We start from the raw sequence: 8,576 nt of genomic DNA, 5'->3' as shown, positions 1-8,576 counted from the left end.
TTACCTTTAACATTTACATAAGTTAAATCACTGACTACAACATCTAGAGTTTGCTCTCTGTTAAATTCTCTATCAACAATATTTTCTATTTTTTCTTCATTACATTTTGTTGAATGAACCTTGTATTGTTTGACAGTATAGCTAGAAACCAGACCATATTTTTTCATGATACGGCCAATCCTTCTTCTAGATACTTTATAATCTTTTTTAGCTAATTTTCTTTTGATTTTCCTTGTTCCATAATTATTTCTACTCTTTTTAAAAATAGAGATAATTTTGTTTTCTAGATCACTGTCAGATGATTTTTTCTTGGGCTTATAATAAATAAGGCTTCTTGATACATTTAATGCTCTACACATGGCGCTAATACTGTATTTATTCCTATTTGCCTTAATAACAGCTACTTTCGTCCTAGTATCAGCGCCGCTTGCTTTAAAATATCATTCTCCATCTTTAGCTGTTGATTTTCTTTGCGTAATTTTATTAATTCTTTTTCTTTATCAGTTCTATTGTCTTTGGCCTTAAATGAACCTGAATTATTAAAGTCCTTTACCCACTTATGAACAGTAGATCTGGAAATATTATATTCTTTGACTATTTCACTTATCTTTTTGCCATTATCAACTAAGCTTACTATCTGTTTTTTGAATTCATCATTATATCTTTTCGGCATGATATATATACCTCCATATTATTGATTTTATCTTACTATTATATCATGTCCGAGAAATTTCTGTACAATTAATTATAACCTATCCACTATATTGTCTCTTAAAACCTCAATATATTTTGATTTAATAACTTCTATAAGCTCATCAGGTATATTAAAATTCAGAAATTTTTTTGGAATTCCTGAAATATTAAATAAATTATAAATTTCATCTAACTGTCCATCATTTGCAAATTCAACAAACCTCCTAGGAACCCACTGATTCCCATGTGAATACATATTTAATAACTTATCTTTTTCTTGACTAGAATTATGAGCATATTCTTTTGAATCTTCTAATGTATTTAATAAAGCACTAGACATTTCATTTAATTTTGATAATATAAATACTCTTTTAAGATCAAAAGATTTATTAATTTTTTGAGTTCTTGTCTTTGCAAAAGGTACTTCAAATCTTTTAGAAATAATATCCCAGAACTTATCTTCATCATCCTTTAAAATTTCAAAAGGAACTATTAAAATATTATCAAAATACCTTCTATAACATTTTAAAATAAATTTAAGATCTAATGAATGCTTAAGTAAGTTATACTGCTTATAAACAAAATTTTCAGCACAACCATTCCACCCCTGTTTAATAGCTTGAACAAAAACAGACTTCACCCATGGAATTGGCTCCCTCACAACAATCAATAAGTTTGACTGATAATTGACCAAGAATACGACTGGAATAATCAATAAATTCAGGTATTTTATGCTGAAATTCAACCTCATTCATATATGCTGATGAAAAGCCTTCATTACTTATAACAAGTTTCTGTCCCTCCTGATAATTTATATCTGTATTGATATCTACTTTAAGATTTTTGTTTAAATTACCTTCTTTTACAGTAGATCGTAATTGTTCAAAAAACTTAATATTGCCTTTCCATGATAAAGAATATGATTCATCTTTTAACCATATATTTTGCATATATGTAGAAGCAGTCTTCGGCATTCCTATGTGTAAAAAAACAACGTCCATTTAGTTTCACCTACTCCTTTCAAAAACTGTACTTTAATCAATTAAAATACATAAACTTTGACTAATTAATAATTTAAATTATAATCTTCATTAGCTTGATAATAATCTTTTTTCTGACCAATATCAATCCAATATTCCCTAATAGGAAAACTTCCTACATTATTGCCATCGTTCAAAGCTGAATTAATAACGTCAGTAATATCAAAGAACTCATTTTCTGGAATATACTTTATCATATCTGGATTTAAACAGTAAATACCTGCATTAATAAAATAATAATAACTAGGCTTTTCTTCTAAACTCATAACCTTTGCTTCATCTATATTTACTACTCCATAAGGTGATTGGTATTCATATTTTCTAGTTGCCATTGTTAAATCAAATTCATTACTTTGATGAAATGCCATAAAACTTCTAAAATTTACTTCTGTTAAAATATCACCATTCATCACAAAAATAGGTTCTCTGTTTAGTTTATCTTCAGCTAACTTTAAAGCCCCTGCTGTTCCTAACCTTTTATTCTCTCTAATATAATCAATATTTACTCCGAATTTACTTCCATCTCCAAAGTAACTTTCAATTATCTCTCGTTTATAATTAACCGCAATTAAGATATTATAATAACCATATTCTTTAAACTGATCAATAATAATTTCTAAAATCGGTTTATTCCCTACTGTTAGCATAGGTTTAGGTGTATCTTCTGTTAAAGGCCTTAACCTAGTTCCTAATCCTCCAGCCATTAAAATTACATAATTATCTTTTTTCCTCTCTTCTAAAATTTCATCAAACAATACTAAATCTATAACTCTATTTTTAGAATCTAATAAAGGAATCTGATGAATCATCTTATTCTCTTGAAATACTTTCTTAATCTTTCTCTTTGAAGTGTCTTTATTTAAAGCTATATAATTAATATTCATAATTTTATCAACAGATTTATTTAAATCAATTCCTTTTAATATTCCTCGTCTAATATCACCATCGGTTACTGTTCCTAATAGTTTTCGGTTTTTATCAACTACTAAGGCTATTTGCTTTCTACCTTTATCAATTGCTTCAATTGTTTCCTTAATAGTATTATTGTGATTAACCATAATTTCTGCTAAATCTTTTTCAGTCATTAATGCCCCTCCTCTTTTTAATAATTCGTCCAGGATTCCCTACTACTAACGAATTGTCAGGCACATCATCTATAATTACAGAACCAGCTCCAATTAAAGAATTTCCCCCTATATTAATACCTTGGATTACCGTAACTCCAGTTCCAAGATGAGAATAATCACTTATTTTTACTCCTCCGGACAACTTAACTCCTGGTGCAATATGTACATGATTCCCTATTTCTACATCATGTTCTAAAATAGCTCCGGTATTTATAATATTATTAGTTCCTAATTTTACTCCAGAATTTAGAATTACACCGGCCATTATAGTATTAGCATTTCCTAAATCAACCTCTTCTCCAATAATACTATTTGGATGAATAGCATTAATAAAGTTATAACCTAATTCTTTAACTTTATTATAAAGCTTAACTCTTAGCCTATTATCACCTGTGCCACCTACAGCTATTAAAGTATTATTAACTTTTTTCTTAGTTTGAATTAATTCTTTATCAGATGCTATAATAGGAATATCTAAAATTTTTTCTCCTAATCTGTTCTTATTCTTATCTATCATGCCTATAATCTTGATATTATTATTACTTTTTAAAAGATCAATAACAACCTTAGCATGTCCTCCTGCCCCAATCAAAACTACTTTTCTTGACATTTTTACCCCTTCAATTTTCTTATTTTAGTAATTACTTCTTCAACCTCTTTATTCTCTATCCCTACACTACAAGGTAAATTAATACCCTGCTCCCAGAGTATATTGGCAATTTTAATATCAGCCTCATAGTCTTGATACATTGGCATAGTATGAATTGGCTTAAAGAAAGGTCTAGCCATAATTCCTACCTCATTAAGCAGTTTATATAGCTCTTTTGAAGTAATACCAAACTTATCTTCATCTATTAAAATTGAATATAACCAATGATTATTATAAGCCCAATTTTTTTTCTTGTTTACTTTAACTCCATCAATCTTTTTCAACCCAAATGTATATCTTTCAGCTATTTCTCTTTTTCTAGCAATAAAAGTATCTATCTGTTCTAGTTGTGCTACTCCAATAGCAGCTTGTATATTAGTCAAACGATAGTTATATCCTACCTCATTATGAATGTAATTTTCAGCATCATCTTTTGCTTGAGTTGAAAGATATTTGGCATATTCTGCATATTCTCTATTATCTGTTACTATCATTCCACCGCCACCGGTAGTTATTAATTTATTACCATTAAAAGAGAAACACCCAATATCTCCTAAAGAGCCTGTCATTTTATTTTTATATTTAGAACCTAAAGCCTCAGTAGCATCTTCAATTACCTTAATATCATAATCATTGCATACTTTTAAAATCGGGTCTATATCAGCAGGATTTCCGTATAAATGGACTACAATAACCGCCTTAGGCTTATCCCCATTATTAACCATCTCTTCGATCTTAGTCACTGTTTTTTCGGGATCTATATTATAAGTTCTTCTTTCTGAATCAATAAAAACTGGTTCTGCCCCACAATATCTAATCGGATTAACCGATGCTATAAATGTTAACGAAGGAACTAAAACCTTATCTCCTTCTTCTACTCCTATAACCTTAAGAGCAGTATGGATTGCTGCCGTTCCATTTACCATTGCTACTCCATGCTCTACTCCTACATAATCAGATAGCTCTTCTTCAAATTGCTCTACATATTTACCTACAGATGAAACCCAATTAGTGTCTAAACATTCTTTAATATACTTCCATTCATTCCCGTTAAGATATGGTATTGATAACGGTATTTTCTCCATCTTTTATGACTCTCCTCTTTAAATTAAACATTATAAATCTCTGGCTTGTAAAAATGCAAATTCTCACTTAACCAATCAATTGTTTCCTGTAACCCTTCTTCAATAGTATATTGAGGTGTCCAGTTTGTTAGCTTTTTAATTTTACTATTGTTACATAGTAAGCGGTCTACTTCACTTTTATTAGGTCTAACCCTCTTTTCATCAGTTAATATCTCTACTTCTTCATCCATCAACTCAATAATTAAATCTACCGTATCTTGCATGCTAATCTCATAATTAGAGCCTATATTAGTAGCTTCACCTATCGTTTCTTCACTTTTAGCAATCTCAATAAAGCCATTAACTGTGTCTTCAACATAATTAAAGTCTCTAGTCGGTGATAAATTACCTAACTTAATTTCCTTTTGTCCATTTAAAATTTGAGTAATAATTGTAGGAATTATTGCTCTCGCTGACTGTCTTGGACCATAAGTATTGAAAGGACGAGCAATGGCTATCGGCATTTCAAAACTCCGATGATAACTAATGGCCAATTGATCAGCTGCTATCTTACTAGCAGAATAAGGTGATTGTCCAACTAAAGGATGTTCTTCATCGATCGGTACATATTGTGCAGTCCCATAAGTTTCACTTGTAGATGTAATAATAACCTTTTCTAGCTCTCTTTGACGACTAGCTTGTAAAACATTATATGTTCCTTCTACATTAGTATTAATATATGCCAAAGGGGATTTATAAGAATAAGGAATACCAATCAAAGCTGCTAAATGAAAAACTACGTCTACTCCATCCAATGCATCATAAACAGCATCATAATCTCTAATATTTCCTGTATATACTTCTATCTCATCCTTAACTTTTGAATGTTCAAGCCAGCCCCAATCATTTTTAAAGTTATATTTAACAAAAGCTCTAACATCACACCCTAATTCAACTAATTTTTCAGTTAAATGTGAACCAATGAAACCTGAAGAACCTGTTACTAATATCTTTTTATTAGTTAAGTTCATACCTTGCCCTCCTTCAACCAAGCTATAAGTAGATTAAATTGATAAATTAATATCGTAAAAACTCTTTTTTATAAATTCCTCATTTATCTCTATTTCTTTTAAAACATTTTTTATCCGACAGCTTGTTTTACCATCTTCATGCTTATCATAAGGATTTACTACTTCTTTAATTTTATCTTTAAAATCAACTGAGAACCCTTTTTTAATTGCTTCTTTAATTTCATGATAGCCATATCCACAATCTATTACATTATCTGCTTTTATTCTTCCTTTCTGTCTATCTCCTACGTTAACTACTGGAATTTTGAAGCTTGGCCCCTCTATAAGACCACTAGATGAATTACCAATCATTATATCAACATGTTTTAAAGCTGAAAGATATCTCACTTGTCCTAAATTATCAAATAACTTATATTTTTCAGGCTCTTTATTTGTAAATTTTTCTATCTTTTCATTAATTACTCTACCAGATGTGTCAGCATTTGCTTTTGTAAAAATAACATTCATTTCAAACTTTTCAATTGCTTTTAGTAAATTTTCAATCTGATTATGAGCTGTATTGTTCTCTAATGTTACCGAATGATATGTAACAATAGCAGTCTTACTCGCTAATTGAAAGTTAAGCTCATTCTCTAACTCCGTCCTTGATAATAAATCTAATTTATGAATATTATCTAACCCTGGAGCTCCAAAATTAAATACTCGCCTTGGTTTTTCTCCCATCTGAATAACTCTTCTTGCATATTCTTTAGTAGCTGGAAAATGTGTAGACGCCATTTTAGTTAAAGAATGACGAATTGATTCGTCTATAGCACCTTCCGTTATTTCTCCTCCATGCAAGTGGGCTATAGGAATTTTAGCTATCATAGCAGCAATAGCAGCAGCCAAAACTTCAAATCTGTCTCCTAAGACCACTACTATATCTGGCTTTAATTCATCATAAGCATCAGCAAAGCCTATACATCCTAGACCAACTGACTTAGTAATTCCAACCTCAGTATCTGAAGACATAAGCATTTCTACTTTCTTATCTATCTTAAATCCATCTTCTTCTATCTTCTTATACGTTAAGCCAAATTCAGGTGATAAATGCATTCCAGTAGTAATAATTTGCAACTCAAGATTTGGGTCACTATCTATCTCCTTCATTAACCAATAAAGCAACCCGTACTCTGCTCTAGTTCCAGTTACTACACAGATTTTACGTTTATCCATTCTTTAAGTCCTCCCATTGTAATACCTGGTCTGCTTTTAAATCTTTTTTTACTTCCATACCTAGCACAGTATTTAAAAATTTAGGATTAATGCCTGTCCCTGGTCTTTTAATATCCAAGACTTCTTTATTTAAATCTTCTCCTGACTTCAACTCCGTATTTACAACTAAACTTTTTCTGGCTACTTTTATATTCGCAATTTCTGATTCAGCCGGCTTTTTAATCCCATCTCCTAAAGCTTTTTCTATATTTCTAATGCTTTGTACCATTTGCTTTAATTCATCTGGTTCTAAGGAAGCTTTGTGGTCAGGACCTTCCATATTATTATCTAAAGTAAAATGTTTTTCTATCACTACTGCTCCCATAGCTACAGCTGCAACTGGAATCTCTATTCCCAAAGTATGATCCGAATAACCAACCGGTAATTTAAAAGCTTGTCTCATTGTATTAATTGCTTTTAAATTAACATTTTGGTACTTAGCTGGATAATTACTAACACAATGAAGTAGAATCAATCTATCATTTCCAGTAGCTAATATCATATTAACTGCTTCTTCTACTTCAGCTAAAGTACACATTCCTGTAGACAAAATTATCGGTTTGCCTTTTTTAGCTATATATTTTAAAAGAGGTAAGTTTGTTGTATCACTAGACCCAACCTTATACAACTCTAAACCTAAATCATCAATTATATCAACAGACTTAAAACAAAACGGTGTAGAAAGTAATAAGATATCTCTATCTTCACAATATTCTTTTAGCTTTAAATGATCATCTAGAGAAAGCTCTAATTTTTTTATCATATCAAACTGTGACTCTTCTTTATCTGTCGTTTGAAGCTGATACTGAGCTTTTGGAGCTTGCTTAGAGACTAAATTTTCAGCTCTAAAAGTTTGAAATTTAACTGCATCAACCTCTGCCTCAACAGCCGCATCTACTAATTGCTTAGCAATATCTAAACTACCATTATGATTAACTCCTGCTTCTGCTATTATGAAGGTAGGTTCATTTGGTCCTATCCCTCTTCCAGCAATTTCAATCATATAAGTTCCTCCTCCAAAAGCAACTGAATTAACTTCCAATCTATTATATCATCAATATCTATTGACCGTTTCCTAGGCATTATATATGGTACTATTTTATCCGTAAAAAATGATTTATATTTTAGAAATACTTCTACTTGAGCTATATAAATGGCTCCATTTAACTGATAAGTGTCAGGTAGATCTTGTCTACGACTATAATGTTTCTTTTCACTAATGACTGGCTCTAAATGACCTTCATCATTTATTTTTTTCATCCAATATGGTGACTTATCTGTTTTACAAATACTTATTAATGAATCTGCTTTACTAGTAGTTAATTTTTCAATACTTCTATCAATATCCTCAACTATTCTTAATGGTGAAGTAGGTTGCAAAAGTACTATATAATCAGGTAAATATCCTTCATTATCTCTTAGCCAATTTAAAGCATGAATAATGGCGTCTTCACTCTTTGCAGTATCTGTAGCTAACTCATCTGGTCTTATAAAAGGAACTTCTGCCCCATATTGTTTGCCTGCTTCTGCTATTTCTTCATCATCTGTAGATAAAATTAACCTATCAATATAATCAGATTCTCTTGCTTCTTCTATAGTATACGTCATTAAAGGTTTACCATTTAACAATTTCATATTTTTACGCGGAATCCCTTTTGACCCTCCACGGGCTAAAATCATTGCTAATATTTGATTTCCCTCAAGCATATATACCCTCC

The 8,576-nt window shown here is 30.6% G+C and carries 9 protein-coding genes and 1 pseudogene; all 10 read right to left on the bottom strand.

Annotated features, from left to right (window positions below; genetic code table 11):
- Nucleotides 1-673: pseudogene (locus tag BM077_RS11100) on the bottom strand (IS3 family transposase); the annotation flags it as partial.
- 72 nt (nucleotides 674-745) lie between these two features.
- A complete protein-coding gene (locus BM077_RS11095; protein WP_089750343.1) occupies nucleotides 746-1,333 on the bottom strand; it encodes a hypothetical protein in 588 nt (195 codons plus the stop codon).
- Entirely contained in the window at nucleotides 1,305-1,694 is a 390-nt protein-coding gene (locus tag BM077_RS11090) for a hypothetical protein (protein WP_089750341.1), read from the bottom strand. The genes BM077_RS11095 and BM077_RS11090 overlap by 29 nt, the downstream gene beginning before the upstream one ends.
- 65 nt (nucleotides 1,695-1,759) lie before the next feature.
- The gene (locus BM077_RS11085; protein WP_089750337.1) at nucleotides 1,760-2,818 is read right to left on the bottom strand and encodes a nucleotidyltransferase family protein; all 1,059 of its coding nucleotides are present in this window, start codon (nucleotides 2,816-2,818) and stop codon (nucleotides 1,760-1,762) included.
- Complete coding sequence (locus BM077_RS11080) at nucleotides 2,811-3,470, bottom strand: acetyltransferase (RefSeq protein WP_089750334.1); 660 nt, start codon at nucleotides 3,468-3,470, stop codon at nucleotides 2,811-2,813. Before BM077_RS11080 ends, BM077_RS11085 begins: the two co-directional genes overlap by 8 nt.
- A gap of 2 nt (nucleotides 3,471-3,472) precedes the next feature.
- A complete protein-coding gene (locus BM077_RS11075; protein WP_089750332.1) occupies nucleotides 3,473-4,594 on the bottom strand; it encodes a LegC family aminotransferase in 1,122 nt (373 codons plus the stop codon).
- Between the two features lie 23 nt (nucleotides 4,595-4,617).
- The gene (locus tag BM077_RS11070) at nucleotides 4,618-5,604 is read right to left on the bottom strand and encodes an NAD-dependent 4,6-dehydratase LegB (RefSeq protein ID WP_089750330.1); all 987 of its coding nucleotides are present in this window, start codon (nucleotides 5,602-5,604) and stop codon (nucleotides 4,618-4,620) included.
- A gap of 33 nt (nucleotides 5,605-5,637) precedes the next feature.
- Nucleotides 5,638-6,819 carry a UDP-N-acetylglucosamine 2-epimerase gene (gene neuC, locus BM077_RS11065; RefSeq protein WP_089750328.1) on the bottom strand — a complete coding sequence of 394 codons (1,182 nt, stop codon included), beginning with the start codon at nucleotides 6,817-6,819 and terminating at the stop codon, nucleotides 5,638-5,640.
- The gene (gene neuB, locus BM077_RS11060; protein ID WP_089750326.1) at nucleotides 6,812-7,861 is read right to left on the bottom strand and encodes an N-acetylneuraminate synthase; all 1,050 of its coding nucleotides are present in this window, start codon (nucleotides 7,859-7,861) and stop codon (nucleotides 6,812-6,814) included. Before neuB ends, neuC begins: the two co-directional genes overlap by 8 nt.
- Nucleotides 7,858-8,565: an acylneuraminate cytidylyltransferase family protein gene (locus tag BM077_RS11055; RefSeq protein ID WP_089750323.1), complete on the bottom strand. Its 708-nt coding sequence runs from the start codon at nucleotides 8,563-8,565 to the stop codon at nucleotides 7,858-7,860. Before BM077_RS11055 ends, neuB begins: the two co-directional genes overlap by 4 nt.
- Nucleotides 8,566-8,576: the final 11 nt, after the last annotated feature.

It is taken from the genome of Candidatus Frackibacter sp. WG13 (assembly GCF_900114655.1).
GTDB lineage: Bacteria > Bacillota > Halanaerobiia > Halobacteroidales > Acetohalobiaceae > Frackibacter.
Note: the sequence above shows the minus strand (reverse complement) of the source record. Positions and strands in the feature narration are given on the sequence as shown.